This window comes from Stenotrophomonas sp. SBJS02, from assembly GCF_020428325.2.
GTDB lineage: Bacteria > Pseudomonadota > Gammaproteobacteria > Xanthomonadales > Xanthomonadaceae > Stenotrophomonas > Stenotrophomonas africana.
On sequence record NZ_CP109812.1, the window covers coordinates 248430 to 272721 of the forward strand.

The window sequence follows — 24292 nt, forward strand, 5'->3', positions numbered from 1 at the left end:
TAGCCTTACAGGGTGCGCTGGAACAGTTCGCGGCCGATCAGCATGCGGCGGATCTCCGAGGTGCCGGCGCCGATTTCATACAGCTTGGCGTCGCGCCACAAACGGCCGGTCGGATATTCGTTGATGTAGCCGTTGCCACCCAGGATCTGGATCGCCTGGCCGGTCAGCCAGGTGGCCTTCTCGGCGGCGTACAGGATGGCACCGGCGGCGTCCTGGCGGGTGGTGCGGCCCTGGTCGCAGGCGCGCGCCACGGCATAGACATACGCACGGCAGGCGCCCAGGCCCACGTACATGTCGGCGATCTTGGCCTGGATCAGCTGGAAGCTGCCGATCGCTTCACCGAACTGGTGGCGCTCGTGCACGTACGGCATCACCACGTCCATGGCCGCGGCCATCAGGCCCAGCGGGCCACCGGACAGCACCACGCGCTCATAGTCCAGGCCGGACATCAGCACGCGCACGCCACCGCCGACCTGGCCCAGCACGTTTTCCTCCGGCACTTCGCAGTCCTGGAACACCAGTTCGCAGGTGGGCGAGGAGCGCATGCCCAGCTTGTCCAGCTTCTGCGCGGTGGAAAAGCCCTTCATGCCCTTCTCGACCAGGAACGCGGTGATGCCCTTGGCGCCGGCCTCCATGTCGGTCTTGGCATAGACCACCAGCACGTCGGCGTCCGGGCCGTTGGTGATCCACATCTTGTTGCCGTTGAGCACGTAGCGGTCGCCGCGCTTGTCGGCGCGCAGCTTCATCGACACCACGTCCGAACCGGCACCCGGTTCGCTCATCGCCAGCGCGCCGACCAGGCTGCCATTGCAGAGGCCGGGCAGGAAGCGCTGCTTCTGTTCTTCGTTGCCGTTCTTGCGCAGCTGGTTCACGCACAGGTTGGAGTGCGCGCCATAGGACAGGCCGATGCCACCGGAAGCGCGCGAGATTTCTTCCATCGCCACCACGTGGGCCAGGTAGCCCATGCCGGTACCACCGTATTCTTCCTCCACGGTGAGGCCGAGCAGGCCCTGTTCGCCCAGCTTCGGCCACAGAGCCAGCGGGAACTGGTTGGTGGCATCGGCCTCGGCGGCCAGCGGTGCGACCTCGGCGGCGGCAAAATGGGCCACGCTCTGGCGCAGCAGGTCGATGTCTTCGCCAAGGTCGAAGTTCAGGGATGGCACGTGCATTGTGGTGGCTCCACGGCGGGATGGCAGGAAATGGACGCACCCGGCGGGGGAGCGGGCGGCGGTCTGCAGGACCGCTGCCCGCACGGGCGATTGGACCCCAGCGTAGCGGGGTTCGGGCAAGAAGTGAATAAAAATTCAAAAATTGAAAATAGAATCAAAACATGGCCTATAAACGCTCTGCACTGATGGAAGAACGCCTGGCGGGCGCCCGTGAACGGATCCTGCTGGCCACTCGCGAGCTGGTCGCCACCGGCGGCTGGCGCAATGCCCCGGTGACGGCCGTAGCGACCCAGGCCGGGGTGTCCACCGGCCTGATCTACCGCCACTTCCCGTCCAAGGCCGAGCTGTTCGTGGAGGTGCTCAACGCTGCGGTGGCCCACGAGGTCGCGATCATGGAGCGCATCGCCAGTGGCCCGGAGGTGGCCAGTGAGCGCCTGCGGCTGGCGATCGCCGCCTTCGTCCGCCGCGCCCTGGCCGGGCCGGGGCTGGCGCATGCCTTCATCGTCGAACCGGTCGACCCGGATGTGGAAGCCGAGCGCATGCGCGGTCGTCGCGCCTTCGGCGACGTGTTCCTGCGGCTGGTGGAGGAGGGCGTGGCGGCCGGTGAGCTGCCGGCGCAGGACGCGCATGTGGCCGCCGCCTGCCTGGTCGGTGCCTTCACCGAGGCGATGGTCGGTCCCACCGCGCCCAGCCGCGAAGCACACCGCGACGAGGACGCGCTGGTGGACGCAATCTGCAGCTTCTGCCTGCGCGCGATCGGCGCCCGGTAACGTGGTAGAGCCGGCCGCTGGCCGGCTTCTGCATGATCTATCCGGTGGGATGGAGATGCCGGCCAGCGGCCGGCACTACCGGGGCCGAATGCTGCGCCGCACCAGCAGTGACGCCTGTTGTCGCACGCAAAGCCCGTTCTATACTCGGTTCATCACGCAATCGCTCAGCCGTGGTCCAACGACTATCAGCCAGGGGTAACGAAGAGTGCGGAATTACGATCTGGAGTTCCTGAAACGCTTCTCCATGGTGATCGCGCTGCTGGCGACCATCACCCTCGGTCTCATCCTCCTTGCCGCCTACATCCACACCCGGATTCCGCCCGAGGTGTCGCCGACCGCGGCCAAGCGCACCGAGCAGCGCATCTCGCCCACCGGTGCGGTCTATGCCGGCAGTACCGGCGCCGCCGCGCAGGCAGCGGCCAAGGCCGCCGCGCTGGCCAAGGCCGCGTCGCAGGTGGCCTACGGTGGCACCAAGGACGGCAAGGTCATCTTCGACAACCTGTGCACCGCCTGCCACACCACCGGTGTGGGCATGGCGCCGACGCTGGACCATTCGCACTGGGACAAGCGCATCGCACAGGGCAAGGACACCCTCTACAAGCACGCCATCGAGGGCTACACCGGCCCGGATGGCGGCATCATGCCACCCAAGGGCGGCAACCCGGCGCTGACCGAGGAACAGATCCACGCCACCGTGGACTGGATGCTGGGCAACCTGAAGTAGGCGGCGAACGGCGAAACCGCGGAACCGCCGGTAGAGTCGACTGTCAGTCGACTGCTCTTCCCAACGCCGCCGAAAAACCCGCGCTGCGCGCGATAGTCGACTGACAGTCGACTCTACCCGCCGGTCGCCCCCGTCGCCCGATCGCCCCGGTCGTTCTCCGTCCGCTGCCGGGGGCTTTGCCGGCCAAGGCCAAAACCGCGCGCGTCGCTGGGGTTTCGCATTTCAGGGTTAGTCTGTGCGCCTCTTCCATGGAGTCGCCCGTTGATGCGCCGCCGTTCCCTCGCCCTTGCCCTGTCCCTGCTGCTGCCGGCCGGCGCCTTTGCCCAGGCCCAGCCGCAGGCCGCACCGGTCGCGTCGCCCTCCACCGCGCGCAGCAGCGCCACCGTGGTGCTGACCGCCGCGCCGGCCGACTGGCGTGCGCTGGATGGCCAGCGCGTGCGCATCGCCGCACCGCTCACCCTGGCCGGTACCGACGGCCTTGAGAGCTTTGGCCAGCTCACCGTGGCCTTCGATGGCCGCCTCTGGCAGCCCACCGAAGTGGCCGCGCCGGGTACTGCCGGCTACGAGCAGGTGATGGCCGACAACCAGCGCCGCCGCCTGGTGCTGGACGACGGCAGCGATGCCCGCGACCCGGCCAGCGTGGCCTACCTGCCGGCCCACCCGGTGCTGCGCACCGGCATGCAGCTGCGCAATGTGGAGGGCATCGTGCGCGTGGACGCACAGGGCCGTCCGCGCCTGCAGGTCGAAGGCGTGCTGAAGCTGCCGGAGCTGAAGCGTCCGGCGGTGCCGACCGTGCCGGGCAGCCTGCACGTGGCGGCCTTCAACCTGGAGAACTTCTTCAATGGTGATGGCCAGGGCGGTGGCTTCCCGACCCTGCGCGGCGCGCGCACCCTGGACGAGCACAAGGCGCAGGTGGCCAAGCTGGTCACCACGGTCAACGCGCTGGGCGCCGATGTCGCCGCGCTGATGGAGCTGGAGAACGATGGCTATGGTCCGCAGTCGGCCATCGCCGAACTGGTCGATGCACTCAACCGCGACCGTGGCGCGCAGGGCGACTGGCGCCTCGTCGATGCCGGCAACGGCCCAGGCGACAATCCGATCCGGGTTGGCATCATCTACCGCAGCAGCCGCCTGCAGCCGCTGGGCAAGCCGGCCACGCTGACCGGTGGCCCGTTCGTCGAACACAGCCGCGTGCCGCTGGCGCAGGCCTTCCAGGGCAAGCAGGGTGCGCCGTTCGTGGTGGTCGCCAACCACTTCAAGTCGAAGGGCTGCCGCGACGCCGCCGGTGCCGACGCCGACCGCAACGACAACCAGGGCTGCTGGAACGCGACCCGCGTGACCTCGGCGCAGCAGCTGCATGCCTGGCTGCAGACCGACCCGACCGGTACCGGAGCCAAGGACGCCGTGCTGCTGGGTGACTTCAACGCCTATGCGATGGAAGACCCGATCCGCGCCTTGCATGACCTGGGCTGGCAGGATGCATTCAAGGTGGCCAAGGTCGAGCATCCCTACAGCTACGTCTACAACGGCTACACCGGCCGCCTCGACCACGCGCTGCTGAGCCCGGGCATGGCCAAGCGCCTGCGCGGTGCCGCCGAATGGCATAGCAACGCCGACGAGCAGGACGCCAGCGGCTACCAGGGTCGCAACGTGCAGGGCCCGTGGCGCAGCTCCGACCACGACCCGCTGCTGCTGGGTTTCGACAGATAAGGTTCGCCAGGCCACGCCCGGCGGCTCTCTGTAGAGTCGAGCCATGCTCGACTGCTCTGCCAACAGCAGTCGAGCATGGCTCGACTCTACAGAAGGCAGGATCGTTCCGGGCTTACCCCCAGGCGATCAACCCGATCGCCAGCACCGCCAGCGCCAGCCCGGCGCGGTTCCACTTCGTGGTGGCCTCGCCGAAGGCGAACACGCCCACCAGCGCGCCCAGCACCACCACGCCGATGTTCATCCCGGCGAACACGGTGGCCGGGCTGTCCGGCATCGACTGGTGCGCGTGCACATAGAAGAGGATGTTGCCGCCATTGAGCAGGCCCAGCAGTGCACCCGCACCGAGGTTGCGCCAGGCCAGCCGGCTGCGGCCACTGAAATGCCGCCACAGCTGCAGCACCAGCATCAGCACGAAGGCCACGCTGAAGCTGGCCAGCACCGCCGCCATCGACGGCGTGCCGGACAGCGCCACCTGCTTGAGCAGCACGTCCACCACCGCAAACCCGGCCCATACCCCCAGCAGCCAGCCCCAGCCACCGGGCGAGGACGCGACCACCGGCCCGCGTGGGCGCAGGCTGATGGCCACCATCGCCAGCAGGCCCAGGGCGAGCCCAGCCAGCTTCCAGGGCGTGGCGGTCTGGCCGAAGAACAGGAAGGCGGCGGCCAATGACAGCAGCAGCGACAGCCGCTGTGCCACGTCGCTGCGGACGATGCCGGCCACGGCCACCGCGCGGCCCAGCACCAGGAAGATCGACGGCAGCACCACCGCCAGCGCCAGCAATGACAGCCACGGGGCATGCGGCGCGCGCAGTGCGTCCAGCGGCGGCTGCAGTACCACGGCGGTGAGCGTTGCCGCCACCAGATAGTTCCAGGTGACCATCTGCGCAACATCCAGCTGACGGCGTCCGGCCACCTTCAACACCACCGAAACCAGCACACTGCAGATCACGGCCAAAGACAGGTAGAGCATGGGGCGGGCACAGGGCAGGGGCAGGGGACGGTATCATGGTGCCATGCACAAGCCTTCGTTCCCCGTCGCCCCTGGCGAAACCGCCTGCCTCGAACTGGACGGCCCGGCCGGCCCGCTGGAAGTGGTCGTCGACCTGCCCAAGGCCGATGTGCCGGTGCAGCCGATCGTGGCCATCGTCTGCCATCCGCTGTCCACCGAGGGCGGCACGCTGCACAACAAGGTGGTCACCATGACCGCCAGCACCCTGCGCGAGCTGGGTATCGCCACGGTGCGCTTCAACTTCCGCAGCGTGGGTGGTTCGGCCGGTGAGTTCGACCACGGCGTGGGCGAGCAGGATGACCTGAAGGCCGTCGCCGCCTGGGTGCGCAGCCAGCGTCCGGACGACCGCCTGTGGCTGGCCGGTTTCAGCTTCGGTTCGTTCGTGTCGCTGAAGGCCGCGGGCGAGTTGCAGCCCGAAGCGCTGATCTCGATCGCGCCGCCGGCCGGCCGCTGGGATTTCGATGGCATCGCACCGCCGGCGCGCTGGCTGGTGATCCAGGGCGAGCAGGACGAGATCGTCGACCCGCAGGCCGTCTACCAGTGGCTGGACACGCTGGATTTCCCGCATGAGCTGGTGCGCATGCCCGAGACCAGCCATTTCTTCCACCGCAAGCTGATCGATCTGCGCGGCGCACTGACCCACGGCGTCAAGCACTGGCTGGGCGCGGCGGCATGAGTGCAACCGAGTTGACCCCGTCGCAGCGGTACGCGGAAGGGGTTGCCCGTGGCGACTGGCAGAACGACCCGGCCCAGCATGCGGCGCTGGCCGAGCTGGACCGCATCCACCTGGGCCTGCTGGATAGTGCCGAGGACGGTTGGCTGGACCGCCTGTCCTCGTTCTGGAAGAAGCCCGAGCCGGTCAAGGGCCTGTACTTCTGGGGCGGCGTCGGCCGCGGCAAGACTTTCCTGGTGGACCTGTTCTACGACGGGCTGCCGATCAAGCAGAAGTACCGCACCCATTTCCATCGTTTCATGCGCAGCATCCACGAGCGCCTGCGCGAGCACCAGGGCCAGAGCGACCCGCTGGCGAAGATCGCCCAGGAATGGCGCAGCAACCTGCGCGTGCTGGTGCTGGATGAATTCTTCGTCACCGACATCGGCGATGCGATGCTGCTGGCGCGGCTGCTGGAGCGCCTGTTTGCCGAGGGCGTGACCCTGGTCACCACCTCCAACACCGCGGTGGAGAACCTGTACCTCAACGGCCTGCAGCGCGAGAGCTTCCTGCCGGCCATCGGCCTGCTGCAGCGCTTCTGCGTGGAGCTGTACGCCGAAGGTACCGAGGACTATCGCATGCGCGCGCTGACCCGCTCGCCGGTATACCGCGCACCGCTGGCGGCCGACAGCGACGACTGGCTGGCCACGCGTTGGAACGAATTGAGCGGCGGCCAGCCGGCCAAGCCCGGCAACATCGAGATCGAGGGCCGCAAGATCCCGGTGCGTGGCCGCGGCAAGAGCATTGCCTGGTTCGATTTCGCCGCGCTGTGCGAAGGCCCGCGCGGGCCCTCGGATTACATCGAGATTGCGCACGAGTTCAACACGGTGCTGCTGGGCGGCATCCCCGCCTTCGACCGCCTGAACGAAGATGCCGCGCGCCGTTTCGTCAACCTGATCGACGAGCTGTACGACCGCCACGTCAACCTGGTCTGCACCGCCAGCACCTCGCCGATCGAGCTGTACACCGGCCAGCGGCTGCAGGGCGCGTTCGAGCGCACCGCCTCGCGCCTGATCGAGATGCAAAGCGCCGAGTACCTGGGTACCCCGCACCGGGCGTGAGGGTGGTTTACTGTAGAGCCGAGCCCACGCTCGGCTGCTTCTGCATGATGTGCCGAAAAGGAGCCGAGCATGGGCTCGGCTCTACAGCAGCGCCGCGCAGTTATCGGGAGGGTGCAACGGCATTCCCGCGCGGCCGCTCATCCGGCCCGGCCGACACATGCAGCCCCGAACCGCTGCCGTGCTCCACCCGTACGCTCTCGCCGCGCTCCAGCAGCCGCAGCGGCTGTCCCTGGTAACGCACTTCCAGCGCATCGTGGGCCTGCGCCAGTGACTGCACCAGCGGGCACAGGGCCATTGCTTTGGCTTCCAGCTGCTGGCTGCGCGCTTCCATGCGGCGGTCGACTTCGGCATCGAGGCGGTCGGCACGGCGCTCCATGGCGCCGGCGCGGCCGGTGAACACCTGCCACAGCACGCTGCGGGTCATCGACCCGGCCATTGTCTCGGCCATCTGCTCGATGTGCGCGTCGAAGCCGTCGCCGAACGTCTCCTGCTCCCAGTAGCCTCGGCCCAGGCTGGCGTCGATCCAGTCCTGCATCTCGCCGCGCATCGCACGCATCTGGCGATTGCGGGACGTGCCGGTGATGGCCTCGAAGGCGGCGTCCAACGCATCGAAGGTGACCCCGGAGACTTCGTGGGCCAGCGCGGTGGCCGCCGGCATCAGCTGGCGGGCACCGGCCTCCAGCTGCCGCAGGCGGGCGGCGTCGGCGGCGCTGACCGTGACCATCCTGCCGTCCAGGCTCAGCTCGCCGTCGTGGAACACCACTTCATGCGGCGCCTGCGGGCCATGCCGCAGCCAGATGCCGCCGCTGTCCACCAGCACGTCATAGTCGGTATGGATGCCGCACTGGTCCGAACGCAGGTCCGGCCCTTCGGCGGCCAGCGCCGGGGCAATGAACAGGGCAGGCAGCAGGGCCAGCGCGGGCAACCGCAGGTGCATCGGAGCGTCCTTTTCCGGGAGCGAGCGGCCAGCATCCGCCGCCCGTCCGAGCGCGTCACCGGCCGGAAGTCACCCGTCCACCGGATTCCCACTGGATGCCCACCACCTATCCACAGGGTTGTCCCTAGCCAGTTTCATCACTGTCATGTGAAGCTGTCATTGTTCCGTTTTCGCGGTGCGTTGTACCACCGCAATGACGCCTTTCGGGCTTGACTGCGCAGCCCGTTCCGGCAGGTCTGAAGCGTCTGATCCGGGCGCCGATGGCACGATCCTTGCGGCGCAAGGGATTGCCGAATTTCACTACATTTGGCGTTGACGGACCCCTTTACCCCCACTATCTTGTGGCCGTCGGTCGCAGCAACCCCAATTCCAGGGGTTGCCCGGGGTTCCCATCCGCGGTCGTCAACGGCAGTGGCAGGCGCAGGGTCTCATCCCCTGCGACGCCGTCCTGCCATCCTGGGCCGTCATGTCCCGGGCTGCGTCACCCCGATGCATCGAGCACCCCCAAATCACGCCAAGAGGACATACGCCGTGAGCACCGAATCCAGCGCCACCATCGAGAAGGAAAGCGAATTCCTGTTGACGTCGCCGCCGACGGCCAACGCGATGAGTGTGACCAAGCGCAACGGGACCACCGAACTGGTTGACCTGAACAAGATCGTGCGCGCGGTGCAGCGTTCCTCCGAAGGCCTGCACGCCGTCGATCCGATGCGCGTGGCCACCCGCACCATTTCCGGCCTGTACAACGGCGCCACCACCCGCGAGCTGGACGAACTGTCCATCCGCACCGCCGCCCTGCTGATCGGTGAAGAGCCCGAGTACGGCCGCCTCGCCGCGCGCCTGCTGGCCAACTACATCGCCAAGGAAGTCTCGGGCCAGGAAATCTATGCCTTCTCGCAGTCGGTCAGCCGTGGCCATGAAGTCGGCCTGATCAACGACCGCCTGCTGAACTTCGTGCAGACCAACGCACGCAAGCTCAACGATGCCATCGACATCTCGCTGGACCTGAACTTCGATTACTTCGGCCTGCGTACCCTGTACGACCGCTACCTGCTGCGCCACCCGCACACCCGCAAGGTGATCGAGACCCCGCAGCAGTTCTTCCTGCGCATCGCCAGCGCGCTGAGCGAGGACGTGTCCGAGACCCTGGCGCTGTACAAGCGCATGGGCAACCTGGACTACCTGCCGTCCAGCCCGACCCTGTTCAACTCCGGCACCACCCACGAGCAGCTGTCCTCGTGCTTCCTGCTGGATTCGCCGCAGGACTCGCTGGAGTCGATCTATTCCAAGTACGGCGACATCGCCCAGCTGTCGAAGTTCTCCGGCGGCATCGGCGTCAGCTACACCCGCGTGCGTTCGCGTGGCTCGCTCATCAAGTCGACCAACGGCCACTCCAACGGCATCGTGCCGTGGCTGAAGACCATGGATTCGTCCGTGGCCGCGGTGAACCAGGGCGGCAAGCGCAAGGGCGCAGCCTGCGTGTACCTGGAAACCTGGCACGCCGACATCGAGGACTTCCTCGAACTGCGTGACAACACCGGTGACGAAGCCCGCCGTGCGCACAACCTGAACCTGGCCAACTGGGTGCCGGACCTGTTCATGAAGCGTGTCGAGGCCGACCAGGAATGGTCGCTGTTCGATCCGCGCGTCGTGCCGGAGTTCACCGACCTGTTCGGCGAAGCCTTCGAGGCCGCCTACCTGCAGGCCGAAGCCCAGGGCAAGGCCAACCGCACCATCTCCGCGCGCAAGCTGTACGCCCGCATGATGCGTACGCTGGCCGAGACCGGCAACGGCTGGATGACCTTCAAGGACAAGTGCAACCGCGCCAGCAACCAGACCCTGCGTCCGGGCAACGTGATCCACCTGTCCAACCTGTGCACGGAAATCCTGGAAGTCACCTCCAACGATGAAACCGCAGTGTGCAACCTGGGTTCGATCAACCTGGGCAACCACTTCGACGAGCACAACGAGTTCGACTTCGAGAAGCTGGCCGAGACCGTGCGCCTGGCCGTGCGCCAGCTCGACCGCGTCATCGATCTGAACTTCTACCCGATCGAAACTGCCCGCCGCGCCAACCTGCGCTGGCGTCCGGTCGGCCTGGGCTGCATGGGCCTGCAGGACGTGTTCTTCCGCAAGCGCCTGCCGTTCGACAGCGCCGAAGCCCGCGCCCTGTCGAAGAAGATTGCCGAAGCGATCTACTTCCACGCGCTGGAAACCTCCTGCGAGCTGGCCCAGGAACGCGGCAAGCACCCGTCGTTCAACGACACCCGTGCCGCCAGCGGCGAACTGCAGTTCGACGCCTGGAACGTGGTGCCGGAAGACACCGCACGCTGGGATGCCCTGCGTGCACGTATCAAGGAACACGGCCTGCGCAACTCGCTGATGATCGCGATCGCACCGACCGCGACCATCGCCTCGATCGCCGGTTGCTACGAGTGCGTCGAGCCGCAGGTGTCCAACCTGTTCAAGCGCGAGACCCTGTCCGGTGACTTCCTGCAGGTCAACCGTTACCTGGTGAACGAGTTGAAGAAGCTGGGCCTGTGGACCGCCGACATGCGCGACGCCATCAAGCTGGCCGAAGGTTCCATCGCCGGCGTGGCACAGATTCCGGAAACGCTGCGCGAGGTCTACCGCACCGCGTGGGAGCTGCCGATGCGTTCGCTGATCGACATGGCCGCCGAGCGCGGCGCCTTCATCGACCAGTCGGCCTCGCTCAACCTGTTCATGGAAAGCCCGAACATCGGCGCGATGTCCTCCATGTACATGTACGCCTGGAAGCAGGGCATCAAGACCACCTACTACCTGCGTTCGCGCCCGGCCACCAAGATCGCCAAGACCACGGTGAGCGCTGCCGCGCCGGCCAAGGTGTTCAGCCCGGACGAAGCCATCGCCTGCTCGCTGGAAAACCCGGAAGCCTGCGAGGCCTGCCAGTAAGACACCGCGCGGTGGGTGCCGACCGTTGGTCGGCACTCGAACACCTCGCACCTTTAGAGCCGAGCCATGCTCGGCTGCGGAAAAACACCCACGGTAGCGCCGGGCCATGCCCGGCGGCTCACCCAGGAATTCAAGGAAGCACCCATGGCCGACAAGCCCAAGCAGATGCTGCTCGATCCCGGTTTTGAACTGACCCTGCGCCCGATGCGCTACCCGCAGTTCTATGACATGTACCGGAACGCGATCAAGAACACCTGGACGGTGGAAGAGATCAACTTCCAGATCGACATCACCGACCTGCACAGCAAGATGTCGCCGGGTGAGCGTCACCTGATCCACCGCCTGGTCGCGTTCTTCGCCACCGGCGACTCGATCGTGTCCAACAATCTGGTGCTGAACCTGTACCAGCACTTGAACGCGCCCGAAGCGCGCATGTACCTGTCGCGCCAGCTGTATGAAGAAGCGCTGCACGTGCAGTTCTACCTGACCCTGCTCGACAACTACCTGCCGGATCCGGAAGAGCGCGTCAAAGCCTTCGCCGCGGTGGAGAACATCGACTCGATCAAGAAGAAGGCCGATTTCTGCTTCAAGTGGATCGACTCGATCCAGGACCTGAAGCGCATCGAGACCCGTGCCGAGCGCCGCCAGTTCCTGCTGAACCAGATCTGCTTCGCCGCCTGCATCGAAGGCCTGTTCTTCTTCGCGGCGTTTGCCTACGTGTACTACTTCCGTTCGCGCGGCCTGCTGCCGGGCCTGGCCTCGGGCACCAACTGGGTGTTCCGCGACGAGAGCGCGCACATGGAGTTCGCGTTCGAATCGGTGCGCGTGGTGCGTGAGGAAGAGCCGGACCTGTTCGATGACGAGATGAAGCAGCAGGTCTACGACATGCTGGCCGAAGCCATCGAATGCGAAGTGCAGTTCGCCGAGGACGTGCTGTCCGGCGGCGTGGCCGGCATCTCGACCCGCGACATGCGCCAGTACCTGCAGCACTGTGCCGACCAGCACTTCGCCAAGCTGGGCATGGAAAAGAAGTACAACGTGCGCAACCCGCTGCCGTTCATGGAACTGCAGGACGTGCAGGAACTGACCAACTTCTTCGAACGCCGCGTCTCGGCCTACCAGGTCGGCGTGCAGGGCGAAGTCGCCTTCGACATGAACTTCTGATCGAACCGGTCAGGCCTGTCGCAACGAAAAACCCCGGCCAACGCCGGGGTTTTTTGTTGGTGGCGCCGGGCCATGCCCGGCGGAGCCTGCCTGGTGCTACCGGCCGTCATGCTGCACGCGGGCCTTTGTAGCGTCGAGCTTGCTCGACTGCCGTTCGCGCAAAGCAGTCGAGCAAGCTCGACGCTACAATCAGCGCCGCCCTTCCACCGCCATGCGCACCGCCAGCCCGGCCAGCACCGTGCCCATCAGCCAGCGCTGCACCATCTGCCAGGTGGGGCGCGCGGCCAGGAATCCGGCGATGCTGCCGGCGGTCAGCGCGATCACGCCGTTCACGCTGACACTGACCAGGATCTGGGTGGAGCCCAGCACGATCGATTGCATCAGCACGCTGCCTTCGCTGTCCGGGTGCAGGAACTGCGGCAGCAGCGACAGGTACATCACCGCCACTTTCGGGTTCAGCAGATTGGTCAGGAAGCCCATGGTGAACAACTTGCGCGGGCTGTCCTGCGGCAGGTCACGCACTGCAAGCGGCGAACGGCCGCCGGGCTTGAGTGCCTGCCAGGCCAGGTACAGCAGGTACAGCGCGCCACCGATGCGCAGCGCGTCGTAGGCGAACGGCACAGTCATCAGCAGGGCGGTGATGCCCAGTGCCGCGCACAGCATGTAGAAGACAAAGCCCAACGCCACCCCACCCAGCGAGATCAGCCCGGCCATCGGTCCCTGGCAGATCGAACGCGAGATGACGTAGATCATGTTCGGCCCGGGCGTGAGCACCATGGCCAGCGAAACCAGCGCAAAGGCCAGCAGGTCGGAAGTGGCAGGCATGGGCGGTCCTGGCAGTGGGCGTGGCGCAGTGTAACGCCTGCCGCAGGCGCGGCCTGCGCGGGCACCGCTGCCGGGTGACCGTTGCACGTGCATTCCGATGGCCATCACGCCGGTCGCTTAGAATCCGCAGCACCCCACACCGAAGCACCCCCATGACCCCGATCGCCGAGACCGTGCCGCCCACCGAAGTGCGCATGGCCGAAATCGTCTTTCCCAATCACACCAACCACCTTGGCACCCTGTTCGGTGGCCAGGCGCTGGCCTGGATGGACAAGGCCGCCTTCCTGGCCGCCGCCCGTTACTCGCGCCGTACCGTGGTGACCGCGCGCAGCGACCAGGTCGACTTCAAGCTGCCGATCCGCATCGGCCAGATGGTGGAAACCATCGGCCGCATCGTCGAAGTCGGCCGCAGCTCGATGAAGGTCGAGGTGGAACTGATCGCCGAAGACCTGCACAGCGGCGAGCGCAAGCTGTGCACCCGCGGCCACTTCGTGATGATCGCGCTGGACGAGGAAGGCCACCCGATCGCGGTGCCGCCGCTGCCGGCGGCCTGATCCGCCGGCTGAACCTGCGCTTGCGGGGGCACGGCCGCGCCCCCATCTGGCAGCCATGACCCCGCCACTGACCGACTTCATCGACCGCGCCCAGCGCCTGTTCGTGCTGACCGGCGCCGGCTGCAGCACCGCCTCGGGCATTCCCGATTACCGCGATACCGACGGTCAGTGGAAACGCACGCCGCCGGTGACCTACCAGGCCTTCATGGGCGAGGCGGCCACCCGCCAGCGCTACTGGGCGCGCAGCCTGCTGGGCTGGCCGCGCTTCGGCCTGGCCCGGCCCAACGGCACCCACCAGGCCCTGGCTGCCCTGGAACGCCGGGGCAAGCTGCAGGTGCTGCTGACCCAGAATGTGGACGGCCTGCACCAGCGCGCCGGCAGCCACAACGTGATCGACCTGCATGGCCGCCTGGACCTTGTGCGCTGCATGGGCTGCGAGCGCCGCAGTGGCCGCGAGGAATTCCAGCAGCGCCTGCTGGACGCCAACCCAGGCTGGGACGCGCTGCAGGCCGGCGTCGCCCCGGATGGCGACGCCGACCTGGAGACGGATTTCTCCACGTTCGTGGTGCCCGACTGCCCGCATTGCGGCGGCGTGATGAAGCCGGACGTGGTGTTTTTCGGCGAGAACGTGCCGCGCGAACGCGTGGCGACGGTGCATGAGCACCTGCAGCAGGCCGACGCCGTGCTGGTGGTGGGCTCGTCGCTGATGGTCTATTCCGGCTTCCGCTTCGTGCAGGCCGCGGCCAGGGCAGGGCTGCCGGTGGCGGCGCTGAACCGTGGCCGCACCCGTGCCGACGACCTGCTGCAGTTCAAGGACGAGCGCGATTGCGCCGAGGCGTTGGCCGGTTGGGTGGCGGGCTGAGCCGAGCGCGGGCTCGGCTCTACAAGGGGTTGTTGGTTTCTGTAGAGCCGAGCCCACGCTCGGCTTCAGCAGGCCGCGCGAAACAGCGATCCATCCAGACGGTTGATTCGCAGGCCGTGCGGCGGTGCAATACGCCCCCTCCATCCGCCTGTCCCCCGCATCGCCGTGACCCAGCTGTTTTCGCCGATCTCGTTCGGCCCCCTGACCCTGTCCAACCGCATCGTCATCGCGCCGATGTGCCAGTATTCCGCCGAAGACGGCCGCGCCAGCGACTGGCACGCCATGCATCTGGGCAACCTGGCGCAGTCCGGTGCCGGCCTGCTGATCCTGGAAGCCACTGCCGTCGAACCGCGCGGCCGCATCAGCTGGGCCGACCTGGGCCTGTGGGACGACGGTACCGAAGCCGCACTGGCACAGGTGCTGGCCAGCGTCCGCCGCTGGTCGCCGATGCCGCTGGGCATCCAGCTGGGCCATGCCGGCCGCAAGGCCTCTGTGAACCGCCCGTGGGACGGTGGTGGCCAGCTGCCGGCCGATGACGCGCGTGGCTGGGCCACCGTGGCGCCGTCGCCGCTGCCGTTCCATGCCGCCGACCCGGCACCGCAGGAACTGGATGAGGCCGGCATCGCCGAGGTCATCGCCGCCTTCGCCGCCAGCGCGGTGCGCGCCGAGCGCCTGGGCTTCGAGCTGATCGAGCTGCATGCCGCGCACGGTTATCTGCTGCACCAGTTCCTGTCGCCGCTGAGCAACCACCGCACCGATGGCTACGGTGGCTCGCTGCCGAACCGCCTGCGCCTGCTGGTGGAAGTGTTCGATGCGGTGCGTGCGGCGGTGTCCGACAAGGTCGCGGTGGGCGTGCGTATTTCCGCCAGCGACTGGGTCGATGGCGGTTGGGATCTGGTGCAGAGCGAAGCGCTGGCCCAGGTGCTGGACGCGCGCGGCTGCAATTTCCTGCATGTCTCCAGCGGCGGCCTGGACGAGCGCCAGAAGATCACCGTCGGTCCGGGCTACCAGGTACCGTTCGCAGCAGCGATCAAGGCCAAGGTGCGCATGCCGGTCATCGCCGTGGGCATGATCACCGAGCCCGAGCAGGCCGAATCGATCCTGCGCCATCGCCACGCCGATGCTGTGGCCTTGGCGCGCGGCATTCTCTACGACCCGCGCTGGCCGTGGCATGCCGCCGCCGCGCTGCGCGACAGCGTGGAACCGGCGCCGCAGTACCTGCGCTGCGAGCCGCGCGATGCGCGCGGCGTGTTCAAGACGCGCTGAGGTTCACACCCGCCAGGCCGGCGCCATGCCGGCCTGCAGGTGCTCGAACAGCGCGCGGATCTTGGCGGTGAAATCGCGGCGGTCGCTGACGCAGAAATAGACCTCCATCGGCTCCGGGCGCCATCCAGTGTCGGCGCCGAACACCGCCTGCAGGCGACCATCGCGCAGGTACGGCTCGGCCACGAAGGCGGCCAGCCGGGTGATGCCGGCACCGGCCGCGGCCAGCGTTGCCAGTGCATCGATGTCATCGCAGACCATGCTCGGCGGCAGCGCGGCGTCCACGCGCTGTCCATCCTTCAGCAGGCCCCAGCGCAGCGGCCGGCCATCGGTGGGGAAGCGGTGCAGCAGCCCGCGATGACCGCTCAGCTCGGAGGGCTGCTTCGGCGTGCCGTGTGCCTTCAGGTAGGCCGGTGAGGCACAGAACACGAAGGGCACGCGTGCCAGCTGCCGTGCGACAACGCCGTCCTCCAGCTGCGCCCCGATGCGGATGCTGGCGTCCACCGCCTCAGGACCATGCTGCACGGCGCGGTCGGTCAGGCGCAGCTCCAGCTGCAGCTGCGGGTAGCGTTGCTGCAGCGAAGGCAGCAACGGTGCCAGCACGTGGCGACCGAAGGCGCTGCTGCCGGCGATGCGCAGCGGCCCCGCCGGTTCGATGTCACCGGAGGTGACCATCGCCTGCGCGCGCGCCAGGTCGGCTTCGATGTGGCGCACCTGCGCCAGGTACAGCGCGCCGGCCTCGCTGAGGGCCAGCTGCCGCGTGCTTCGGTTCAGCAACCGTACGCCCAGGTGGGCCTCCAGACGGTTGATGTTCTGACCGACTGCGGTGGCGCTGATGCCAAGGATGCGGGCCGCGGCGGCAATGCTGCCGGTCTCTGCGGTGCGGGTGAAGCTGCGGATCAGTTGCAACAGGTTCATGACCGACCAGCTTGCCACGGGGAGTCCAAAGTATCGCTTGGGACTGAACCAAGCAGGTCGGTTGCATCCGTGATCATCCGGCCGCTGGGCAGGGCGCTGCCCTACACTGTGGCGATGCGCCCCGATTCCATTCTTACCCTGTCCTGCCCCGACCGCACCGGCATCGTCTACCGCGTGTCCGGCATGCTGTTCGACCACGGCTGCAACATCCTCGACGCCCAGCAGTTCGGTGATGAGGAAAGTGGCCGCTTCTTCCTGCGCGTGCACTTCGACCGCGATGCCGGCCTGCCGCTGGAGACCGTGCACGCGGCCATGGCCACGCTCGCCGAGGGCTTCGGCATGGATTGGCAGCTGCACGATGGCCGACGCCGCGCGCGCCTGCTGGTGCTGGTCAGCAAGCAGGGCCACTGCCTCAACGATCTGCTGTTCCGCGCCCACAGTGGCCAGCTGAAGGTGGACATCGCGGCGGTGGCGTCCAACCACGCCGACTTCGCGCCGCTGGCGGCGTCCTACCAGGTGCCGTTCCACCACCTGCCGGTGACCGCCGATACACGCGCGGTGCAGGAGCAGCAGATCATCGACCTGGTCGAGCGCGAACGCATCGACCTGGTGGTGCTGGCGCGCTACATGCAGATCCTGTCACCCACGCTTTGCCGCGCGCTGGCTGGACGCGCGATCAACATCCACCACAGCTTCCTGCCCAGCTTCAAGGGCGCGCAGCCGTACCACCAGGCACACGCGCGCGGGGTCAAGATCATCGGCGCCACCGCGCACTACGTCACCGAGGACCTGGACGAAGGCCCGATCATCGAACAGGACGTGGCCCGCGTGGACCACGCGATGGCACCGCGCGAGCTGGTGCGGCTGGGCAGCGATACCGAATCGCTGGTGCTGGCACGCGCGGTTCGCCGCCATGTGGAGCACCGCATCCTGCTCAACGGGCATCGCACGGTGGTGTTCCGGTAGGTGCCTTTCTGTAGAGCCGAGCCATGCTCGGCTGCAGTTCGGCCCAATGCCGTGAATCTGACGGATGAGCCGAGCATGCTCGCTCTACAGGGCAACTCAGATGATCGCGATCCCCGCCTTGCCCAGCGCCTCGCGCACCATCGCGTCGTTGGCCTCGGTCACCGGCCGGGTCAGCTCCCACAGGAACTTCACCCGGAAGCCGGACTTCACTGCGTCCTGCGCGCTCCACAGCACGCAGTAGTCACGGGCCAGGCCGCATACGTGCACTTCGCGGATGCGGCGTTCGTGCAGCCAGCCGGCCAGGCCGGTGGCCGGGCGCTCGCCGTCAGGGCCATGGTTCTCGCGGAACGCGCTGTACGAATCCACCTGTTGGCGCGTGCCCTTGCGCAGGATCAGGTCGGCCACGGTCCAGTCTACGTCCGGGTGCAGGGCGGCACCGGCGCTGCCCTGCACGCAGTGGTCCGGCCACAGGGTCTGCGGCTGCGCATGCAGCAGGATGGTCTCGAAGGGGCGTTGGCCGGGGTGCTGGCTGGCGAACGAGGCATGGTCGGCCGGGTGCCAGTCCTGTGTTGCCACCACGGTGCGGTAGCGGCGCTGCGCCAGCAGATCGGCAATCGGTGCCACCAGCGCATCGCCCTGGTCGCAGGCCAGCGCACCGCCGGGCATGAAGTCCGGCTGCAGGTCGATCACCAGCAGGGCGACATCGGCGGGCAGGGCGGTCATGGCAGTTCCGGTACAACAGAAGGGGCGACCAGCGTGGCCGCCCCATGCCTGCACGTCAATCGCCCTGCGGCGTCTCAGCGTCCTGCCCGTAGTACAGCAGGCCGATCTTGATCCGTTCGCGGCCGTTCTCGCGGCGGTGGCGGTTGGCATCGCGCAGTGAATACACGCAGCCGCAGTACTCCTGCTGGTAGAACTGCTCGCGCTTGCTGATCTCGATCATGCGGCTGGCACCGCCGCCCTTGCGCCAGTTGTAGTCCCAGTACTGCAGGCCTTCATAGCGCGAGGCGGCGCGGATGCCGCAATCGTTGATCTGCGCCATGTTCTTCCAGCGCGAGATGCCCAGCGAAGAACTGATGGTGTCGTAGCCGTGCTCGTGCGCGTACAGCGCCGTGCGCTCGAAACGCATGTCGAAGCACATCGTGCAGCGGATGCCGCGTTCGGGCTCGTTTTCCATGCCGCGGGCACGGCTGAACCAGTTGTCGGTGTCGTAGTCGCAGTCGATGAAGGGAATGCCATGCTGCTCGGCGAAGCGGATGTTTTCCTGCTTGCGCAGTTCGTATTCCTTCACCGGATGGATGTTGGGGTTGTAGAAGAAGATCGCGTAGTCGATCCCGGAGGCGGTGATCGCCTCCATTACCTCGCCGGAGCAGGGCGCGCAGCATGAATGCAGCAGCAGGCGCTTGCCGTCGGCGGGCAGGGTCAGGGTGGGGCGTTTGAGCTCGGTCATCGTCAGGTACCGCATGGACCGCCGGCAACGGCGGTGGCCCATGCATCAGCGCGTGGGTGAACAGGTCTGGCCGGATACCGTGACAGGACGCGCGCGGCCGCGCGGCCTGCACGCGCAGGACGACGACGGCCCCGGCAACCTCCCCGCGGAGATTCCAGGTCGAGTCAGGGAACGGTCGTGTCCCCCGGCCGGGGCCGGTATTCGGGCTGATGGACACGGGCCGCAGCCCACCTACTACCTGCCGCTTCCCAGGCGCGAGCCCAGTGCTGTTGGCAGGATTCGTTTCCATTCACCGCTGCGGGGCAGCTCCGGAATGGGCGCGCGAGGCGCCTTCACCGGATTCCCGTTTAAATCCCTCCCCGCGCCGGAGCGATGAGAGGGATACCTTCGGCGTGTGCAAAGTGGACCTGTTGGTGGCGCGGGTCAAGAGCTCAGGGGGCAGAGCCCGCTGCGCTGCAACGGGATCCGACCCCGGAAACACCTTCAATGCCCTGCGGCAGCCCGCGTGCGGATATCGTCCAGCCGCTGGTCGTGCAGCAGGCGGCCGTTCTCCCACACGGTCACCATTGCGTCTTCGAAGCCGTCCGGCAGGGTGTCGTCGCCGCTGGCCGGCAGTGGCACCGTATGCAGGCTGCCATCGTCCAGGCGGCGCAGCAGGCGCATGCGGCCGCGCTTGCTGGTCTTGCCAGCATCGGTGACCGGATCCTTGTAGACGTCGATCCACTCACCCTCGACCCTCGCCGCCGAGCACTTCAGTGCGAACTTCTGCGTATCGCGGTCCAGCCGCTGCAGCAGCGCACCGCCCATGCCGAAGGCTACGTTGTCAGCGGCGTAGCCGTCGTCGGTGATGCGTTGCAGGATGGTGCGGATGGTATCCGGGTTTATGCCATCGCCCTGGATCACCCGCACGTGGTTGAGCACGCGGTAGCCCTTGCTGTTGAGGGTGTGGCCGAAGGCTTCATCCAGCCGGCGCAGGCTTTCGGCAACCACCTCCACCGGGTCGCCCGAGTCGGGGCGGATGACAAGGGTGGCACCGGAGGCGATCACTTCATCGCGCAGGGTGGTACCCCAGTGCTCGCTGATGGCGCGGTAGATGTCATAGCTGTCCGACACCACCGCTACGATCGCACCGGGCTTGCCGAACTGGCGCAGCATGTTGCGGTAGGCGTCCACCTCGCGCTCGCGGCCCCAGCTGGTGATGGTGCTGTGCTCGGCGGCGGGAATCGAATAGCCGGCCATCGGCGCGTGATAGTGCGCGCGCGCCAGGCACAGCGCCGAGACCGTATCGGTGCCGAGGAAGTTGACCAGGTGCGCGGCACCGCCCAGCGCGGCCGATTCCAGGCTCGAGACACCGCGCGCGCCGAAGTCGTGCAGCTTGAACGGCAGCTGCCCCTGCGGATCGTCGCTGGTCTGCTGCAGGAACGCGGCAATGGTCTGCCGTGCATGCCAGCTGATGGTGGCCACGGTGACCGGGTACCACACGCGCAGCAGCAGCGTTTCCAGGTACGACGGCACCCAGAATGCGGCCGGATCGGTCGATTCGATGGTCATCAGTGCCTGGTGGGTGGGCACCACGCTGCCTTCGGGCACGGCGCGGATGCGCACCGGCAGATGGCCGCCGAGACGGTCGACGATATCGCGCCAGCCGGCCTCGTTGAACGGTTCGCCATGCGCGGCGAACACCGCAGCGGCGTCGTCGATATCGGCGTGGGTGACCGGCCGTGCCAGCGCGTCCTTGAGGATCGCCTGCAGGCCGAAGAACACCGTGCGATCGTGCAGGCCGCCACGTGATTCGACGTAGAAGAACGTGGCATCGGTACCCGGCGGGTATTGCAGCCAGTGGCTGGCCTTGTAGCTGTCGGTGTTGAGGAGAAGATTATCGAGGTAGTGCATGACGGAAGCTCCTTCGCGTCGAGTGACACCAGCGGTCTATCCGCCAGTGGGGAGGCCGGGCCGGTCAGCCGCGGCCGAGGAAATACTCCAGGATGTGCAGGTGGTCTTCGAACAGCTGCGGGCCCATGTCCAGGGCTTCGCTTACCGGTATCCAGCGGGCCTTGTCGGCATCGTCGCCACCGCGCACCGGCGGCAGGTCACCGGCCGGGAATTCGAAGTGGAAACCGTGGGTGATGGTGCGGCCACGCTGGCTGCGATCCGGGTGGTCGAACACCTGCTGTCCCTTCAGCGAACCCTTCAGCACCGGCAGCGGAATCTTCAGCCGGGTTTCCTCGCGCAGTTCGCGCAGGCAGCTGTCGAGCAGGCTCTGTTCCTGACCGACGAAACCGCCGGGCAGCGCCCACAGCCCCTTGCCGGGTTCCGAACGGCGACGCACCAGCAGCACGTGGCCCGAATGCACCACCACCGCATCGGTGGTGACGAAGGTGGGCGCGTAGGGCGCATCCTTCCAGGCGGCCTTGTACTGTTCGATGAAGCGGTACTCGGCCACCAGCTGGCCATAGGCAGGCGCGCTCTTGCGGAATGCTTCGAGCATGTCGTACACCGGCGCCGGCACGTTGCCACGCAACATCAGCAGCGCGCCGTGGAAGTCGACGTCGCCGGCTTCGAACAGGTAACGCCGCAGCTCGGTGGCCGACAGGGTGGCGGTGTGCTGCACGTCCACCAGCGGCCACTGCGGGAATTCGCGCAGGTAATAGCTGGAGGCATCCTTGTCCATGCCGATCAGGCCCACCTTTGCATCGGCGGCGGCACCGTCGTTGCGCAGGGCCTCGGCCACCTGGCGCTGCACGTTGGCGATCCACTGCGCTTCGTTGTAGAGGTGGTCGCGCAGCGGGCGGATCAGCAGGCGGTCGGTGTGGCCATCGAGGGCAGCCTGGATCATCACGGCGCGTTCGGCCACGGTCCAGGGATTGCGGAGGCTGCGGGGAGTATCGGCAGAACCGACCAGGAAGATCAGCTTGCGGGCCCGGCTCAGGGCCAAGCGGGCAACGGCGGCGTGGCCGTTGTGGAAGGGCTCGAATCGCCCGATGAAGACGAGATAGTCGAATTCCATGAGAATCCCTCATGTCGTTGTGGCAGCCGCGGGTCTGTCCCTTGGCTTGCTGCAGATGCTACGCCGATGGCGCGGCGGGTCAAGCCTGCAGGCATGCCATCGGCTGAACGCCGCAGATTCCTGTCCGGACTGCGGTGGTGTTCTCAGGCCCTGAGAAGCCTCTGCGCCATACTGGTACCCACGCGGCGGACGGCATGCTCGGGGTCAAGACAGTGGCGGACAAGTACTGCGATCTGGTCATGAAAGGCGGCATCACCAGCGGCATCGTGTACCCCAATGCGGTACTGGCGCTGGCGCGCGAGTATCGCTTCAAGAGCATCGGCGGCACTTCGGCCGGCGCCATCGCCGCGGCGGTGGCGGCTGCGGCAGCGTGTGGTGATCGCCGTCAGCAGGCCGGCGAGCACCTGCCCGGCGATGCCGGCTATGGCGGGTTGTCGGCGGTATCGGCGCAGCTGTCGCGGCGCGGCTTCATCTACAGCCTGTTCCAGCCGGCGCGCGGCGCGCGCGCGGCCTATCGGCTGCTGGTGGTGCTGACCGGCAATGCCAGCCTGCCGCACAAGCTGCTGTGCCTGGCGGTTGCCGTGTTCGAGATCGCGCCGCTGGAAGTGCTGGTGTCGTTGGCGCTGCTGCTCGGCCTGGGCTGGTGGGGCGGTGGTTGGAGCGGCGTGGCGGCCACGCTGCTGCCGTCGCTGCTGTGTGCATATGGTGCCGGCGTAGCCGGTGCCGCGCTGCGGGTCGCGCGTGTGGCGCGGCGCAACCTGCTGGGCCTGTGCAGTGGACTCGGCCGCGATGCACGCACGCCGGCACTGACCGAGTGGCTGCACGAATGCCTGCAGCAGTTGTCCGGCAAGCCGCTGGATGCACCGCTCACCTTCGCCGACCTGCACGACGCGCCGCGCTATGCCGGCGAGCCGGACAGCCCGCATGCGATCAGCCTGCAGATGATCACCACCTGCGTGTCGCACAACGAGCCGCGTACGCTGCCGCTGGGTGGCGCGCAGTTCTGGTTCCTGCGCGAGGAATTCGAGCAGCTGTTCCCGGCCAGCGTGGTGCAGTGGCTGGTGACGCAGGCCGGCCCGCCGTTGGAGGTGGAAGGGCGGCAGTACTACCACCTGCCGCCGGGCCCGCAGCTGCCGGTGCTGGTGGCCACGCGCATGAGCCTGAGCTTCCCGCTGTTGATCAGCGCAGTGCCGCTGCACGAGCCCTCGCGGCGCGAGCGTCGCTGCGAACCGACCGCGCCGGCGGCCGACCCCGAGCACAACGTGGCCGACAGCATGGAAGGACTGACCAGCGCCGGGCAGGCTTGCGGTCCGGTGATCACCGCCTTCCGCATCTGCTGGTTCTCCGATGGTGGCATCAGCAGCAACTTCCCGATCCATCTGTTCGATGCCGCGTTGCCACGCTGGCCGACCTTCGCCATCAATCTGGTCTACCCGCAGCACGCCGAAGAGGTGAACCACGGCAGCAGTGGCCGCCAGTCGCTGGAACACGCCGTGTTCCTGCCCACCGAAAACCGACACGGCTGGCAGCGCACCTACCAGTCGATCGCCACACCACTGGCAGCCGCCGAGCTGGGTCGCTTCCTGTTCGCGGTGGTGGCGACCATGCAGAACTGGCGCGATCTGCTGCAGGCGCGCGCGCCGGGCTACCGCGACCGTATCGTGCACGTCAGCCTGCAGGGCGACGAGGGCGGCATGAACCTGGACATGCCGCAGGAGGTGCTGACCCGCATCGCCGACAAGGGCAGCCTGGCCGGTGCGCGCTTCTGTTCGTTCTCGTTCGAGAACCACTACTGGATCCGCTGGCGCAACCTGGCCTCGGCCTACCAGCGCTACACGCTGGAAGTGGCGCGAACCGACGACCCGGCGCAGCAGGTGCTGGCCTACCGCGCGGCGTACGCGATGGTTGCCCGCGGTGAACCGTCTCCGCCCTCGTACAAGCTGGGCTCGGAAGACAAGCGGCTGGCCTCGCAGCAGCTGTGGGGGTTGATGGTCGAGCAGGGCCGCAGCTGGGAGGACCTCGGTCCCGACCTCACCGACGGTGCACCGCGCCCGCTGCCGCAGATGAAGGTCACGCCGATCTACTGACCCGGTAGTAGATCCACGCCATGCGTGGATGAATGTCCATCGAAATCGAAGATTTCGAACATTCATCGAAGAGCATCCACGCATGGCGTGGATCTACCGTGTCGACCAAGGTCGACACCTACCAGGGCAATACGTCGTTCCGACAGATGGCAGGAAACTGTCGAAGGCGG

General features: G+C 67.3%; 21 protein-coding genes and 1 riboswitch. Of the genes, 12 read left to right on the plus strand and 9 right to left on the minus strand.

Annotated elements, in window-relative coordinates:
- Positions 1 to 5: 5 nt before the first annotated feature.
- Entirely contained in the window at positions 6 to 1169 is a 1164-nt protein-coding gene (locus FQS62_RS01115; protein WP_057500055.1) for an isovaleryl-CoA dehydrogenase, read from the minus strand.
- A gap of 161 nt (positions 1170 to 1330) precedes the next feature.
- Between FQS62_RS01115 and FQS62_RS01120 the strand changes: the two genes are divergently transcribed.
- The 3 genes from FQS62_RS01120 (at position 1331) to FQS62_RS01130 (ending at position 4373) form a co-directional block, all read left to right on the plus strand.
- Positions 1331 to 1939 carry a TetR/AcrR family transcriptional regulator gene (locus FQS62_RS01120; RefSeq protein ID WP_208042867.1) on the plus strand — a complete coding sequence of 203 codons (609 nt, stop codon included), beginning with the start codon at positions 1331 to 1333 and terminating at the stop codon, positions 1937 to 1939.
- A gap of 205 nt (positions 1940 to 2144) precedes the next feature.
- Positions 2145 to 2663, plus strand: coding sequence for a c-type cytochrome (locus FQS62_RS01125; RefSeq protein ID WP_005407662.1), 519 nt, complete (start codon positions 2145 to 2147; stop codon positions 2661 to 2663).
- A 264-nt stretch (positions 2664 to 2927) separates the two neighbouring features.
- On the plus strand, positions 2928 to 4373 hold the full coding sequence (locus FQS62_RS01130; RefSeq protein WP_208042868.1) for an ExeM/NucH family extracellular endonuclease: 1446 nt from the start codon (positions 2928 to 2930) through the stop codon (positions 4371 to 4373).
- 112 nt (positions 4374 to 4485) lie between these two features.
- Here the strand turns inward: FQS62_RS01130 and FQS62_RS01135 are convergent, their stop codons facing one another.
- A complete protein-coding gene (locus FQS62_RS01135; protein WP_208043639.1) occupies positions 4486 to 5343 on the minus strand; it encodes an EamA family transporter in 858 nt (285 codons plus the stop codon).
- Between the two features lie 43 nt (positions 5344 to 5386).
- On the opposite strand from FQS62_RS01135, the gene FQS62_RS01140 reads away from it, so the two are divergent.
- Positions 5387 to 6058 carry an alpha/beta hydrolase gene (locus FQS62_RS01140; protein ID WP_208043638.1) on the plus strand — a complete coding sequence of 224 codons (672 nt, stop codon included), beginning with the start codon at positions 5387 to 5389 and terminating at the stop codon, positions 6056 to 6058.
- Positions 6055 to 7155, plus strand: coding sequence for a cell division protein ZapE (zapE, locus tag FQS62_RS01145; protein ID WP_057500051.1), 1101 nt, complete (start codon positions 6055 to 6057; stop codon positions 7153 to 7155). The genes FQS62_RS01140 and zapE overlap by 4 nt, the downstream gene beginning before the upstream one ends.
- Positions 7156 to 7255: 100 nt before the next feature.
- On the opposite strand, the gene FQS62_RS01150 is transcribed toward zapE, so the two are convergent.
- A complete protein-coding gene (locus FQS62_RS01150) occupies positions 7256 to 8092 on the minus strand; it encodes a DUF2884 family protein (protein ID WP_208043637.1) in 837 nt (278 codons plus the stop codon).
- Positions 8093 to 8623: 531 nt separating this feature from the next.
- Between FQS62_RS01150 and FQS62_RS01155 the strand changes: the two genes are divergently transcribed.
- Together FQS62_RS01155 and FQS62_RS01160 are read left to right on the plus strand one after the other, a co-directional pair.
- Positions 8624 to 11026 carry a ribonucleoside-diphosphate reductase subunit alpha gene (locus FQS62_RS01155; RefSeq protein WP_099589792.1) on the plus strand — a complete coding sequence of 801 codons (2403 nt, stop codon included), beginning with the start codon at positions 8624 to 8626 and terminating at the stop codon, positions 11024 to 11026.
- Positions 11027 to 11170: 144 nt separating this feature from the next.
- Complete coding sequence (locus tag FQS62_RS01160; RefSeq protein ID WP_008264781.1) at positions 11171 to 12190, plus strand: ribonucleotide-diphosphate reductase subunit beta; 1020 nt, start codon at positions 11171 to 11173, stop codon at positions 12188 to 12190.
- A 189-nt stretch (positions 12191 to 12379) separates the two neighbouring features.
- On the opposite strand, the gene FQS62_RS01165 is transcribed toward FQS62_RS01160, so the two are convergent.
- Positions 12380 to 13015 (minus strand): LysE family translocator, encoded by a 636-nt coding sequence (locus tag FQS62_RS01165; RefSeq protein WP_208043452.1) that lies wholly within the window; start codon positions 13013 to 13015, stop codon positions 12380 to 12382.
- Positions 13016 to 13167: 152 nt separating this feature from the next.
- Here FQS62_RS01165 and FQS62_RS01170 point away from each other — a divergent pair, with 152 nt between their 5' ends.
- From FQS62_RS01170 to FQS62_RS01180, 3 genes are all read left to right on the plus strand, one after another.
- Positions 13168 to 13569 carry an acyl-CoA thioesterase gene (locus tag FQS62_RS01170; RefSeq protein WP_049443640.1) on the plus strand — a complete coding sequence of 134 codons (402 nt, stop codon included), beginning with the start codon at positions 13168 to 13170 and terminating at the stop codon, positions 13567 to 13569.
- Between the two features lie 55 nt (positions 13570 to 13624).
- Positions 13625 to 14431, plus strand: coding sequence for an NAD-dependent protein deacetylase (locus tag FQS62_RS01175; protein WP_208043453.1), 807 nt, complete (start codon positions 13625 to 13627; stop codon positions 14429 to 14431).
- 165 nt (positions 14432 to 14596) lie between these two features.
- Positions 14597 to 15697: an NADH:flavin oxidoreductase/NADH oxidase gene (locus FQS62_RS01180; protein WP_080354786.1), complete on the plus strand. Its 1101-nt coding sequence runs from the start codon at positions 14597 to 14599 to the stop codon at positions 15695 to 15697.
- A 3-nt stretch (positions 15698 to 15700) separates the two neighbouring features.
- Here FQS62_RS01180 and FQS62_RS01185 read toward each other — a convergent pair whose 3' ends face one another.
- Positions 15701 to 16612 (minus strand): LysR family transcriptional regulator, encoded by a 912-nt coding sequence (locus tag FQS62_RS01185; RefSeq protein ID WP_049443637.1) that lies wholly within the window; start codon positions 16610 to 16612, stop codon positions 15701 to 15703.
- 114 nt (positions 16613 to 16726) lie between these two features.
- Here FQS62_RS01185 and purU point away from each other — a divergent pair, with 114 nt between their 5' ends.
- Complete coding sequence (purU, locus tag FQS62_RS01190; RefSeq protein WP_099589804.1) at positions 16727 to 17578, plus strand: formyltetrahydrofolate deformylase; 852 nt, start codon at positions 16727 to 16729, stop codon at positions 17576 to 17578.
- A 96-nt stretch (positions 17579 to 17674) separates the two neighbouring features.
- On the opposite strand, the gene pncA is transcribed toward purU, so the two are convergent.
- The 4 genes from pncA to FQS62_RS01210 all read right to left on the minus strand — a co-directional run bounded on the left by pncA (position 17675) and on the right by FQS62_RS01210 (position 22041).
- Complete coding sequence (gene pncA / locus FQS62_RS01195) at positions 17675 to 18301, minus strand: bifunctional nicotinamidase/pyrazinamidase (RefSeq protein ID WP_049443635.1); 627 nt, start codon at positions 18299 to 18301, stop codon at positions 17675 to 17677.
- A gap of 55 nt (positions 18302 to 18356) precedes the next feature.
- Complete coding sequence (locus tag FQS62_RS01200; protein WP_208043454.1) at positions 18357 to 19028, minus strand: epoxyqueuosine reductase QueH; 672 nt, start codon at positions 19026 to 19028, stop codon at positions 18357 to 18359.
- 174 nt (positions 19029 to 19202) lie between these two features.
- Positions 19203 to 19432, minus strand: a riboswitch (cobalamin riboswitch).
- A 79-nt stretch (positions 19433 to 19511) separates the two neighbouring features.
- A complete protein-coding gene (locus FQS62_RS01205) occupies positions 19512 to 20921 on the minus strand; it encodes a nicotinate phosphoribosyltransferase (protein WP_154348344.1) in 1410 nt (469 codons plus the stop codon).
- 64 nt (positions 20922 to 20985) lie between these two features.
- Positions 20986 to 22041: a bifunctional nicotinamide-nucleotide adenylyltransferase/Nudix hydroxylase gene (locus FQS62_RS01210; protein ID WP_086016255.1), complete on the minus strand. Its 1056-nt coding sequence runs from the start codon at positions 22039 to 22041 to the stop codon at positions 20986 to 20988.
- A gap of 188 nt (positions 22042 to 22229) precedes the next feature.
- On the opposite strand from FQS62_RS01210, the gene FQS62_RS01215 reads away from it, so the two are divergent.
- Positions 22230 to 24122 (plus strand): patatin-like phospholipase family protein, encoded by a 1893-nt coding sequence (locus FQS62_RS01215; RefSeq protein WP_049443629.1) that lies wholly within the window; start codon positions 22230 to 22232, stop codon positions 24120 to 24122.
- The last annotated feature ends 170 nt before the right edge of the window (positions 24123 to 24292 follow it).